The 760-nt window shown below is 42.6% G+C and carries 1 protein-coding gene; it reads left to right on the top strand.

The features are described 5' to 3' along the window. Positions 1–144 precede the first annotated feature (144 nt). Complete coding sequence (tnpA, locus tag RSX24_RS32245; protein WP_138227108.1) at positions 145–618, top strand: IS200/IS605 family transposase; 474 nt, start codon at positions 145–147, stop codon at positions 616–618. Positions 619–760 lie beyond the last annotated feature (142 nt).

Here is a 760-nt window from a genome sequence, read left to right as displayed (position 1 = left end):
TTATGGCTTTAGCCAGTTGAGTGCGTGAAACGCGCGAAACAAAAAACCACCTGCTATGCGGGTGGAGGGATTGAAGGTTTGACCACCATGACCATTCCAATACAATTGAGATGTTCAGGCTCAAAAAGAAAGGAATGGTCATTCATGGCAACCAAGAGCTACAGTCTAGCTCACACAAAGTGGATGTGCAAATACCATATTGTGTTCACCCCGAAGTATAGACGGAAAGAAATCTATAATCAAGTCAGAAGAGATTTAATCGAAATCTTCAAACGTTTGTGTAAATACAAAGGAGTAGAAATTATAGAAGGTCACATGATGCCCGATCATGTCCACATGTTGGTGGCCATTCCACCAAAAATTGCAGTCTCTACGTTCATGGGATATTTAAAGGGGAAAAGTTCGCTAATGATATTCGAAAAACATGCCCAGTTGAAGTATAAATACGGGAATCGGAAGTTCTGGGCAGAAGGGTACTATGTGAGTACAGTGGGTCTAAATGAAGCGACCGTAAGAAAGTATATTCGTGAGCAAGAAGCACATGATCAAGCGGTAGACAAGCTGAGTGTAAAAGAATATGAAGATCCATTTAGCAGTAACCGGAGCAAAAAGAAGTAAGACCAGTTTAACTGGTAAGTGAAAGTGACAAAAACATTGAGCCTGAACGGATTTGTGGTCAGGCTAGCGTCTTTAGGCGCAGTTTGGCAACAAGGGGTTATACCCCAAGAGCAAACCACCCGTTGGACGGGTGGTCCTGATT

Origin of the sequence: Paenibacillus hubeiensis, assembly GCF_032334105.1 — a bacterium.
GTDB lineage: Bacteria > Bacillota > Bacilli > Paenibacillales > Paenibacillaceae > Paenibacillus > Paenibacillus hubeiensis.
The sequence above is the reverse complement of the archived record's forward strand: the minus strand, read 5'-3'. Positions and strand labels throughout refer to the sequence as shown.

Coding starts and splice junctions, on each gene's coding strand:
- tnpA (WP_138227108.1), top strand. CDS start 145: ATGGCAACCAAGAGCTACAGTCTAGCTCACACAAAGTGGATGTGCAAA.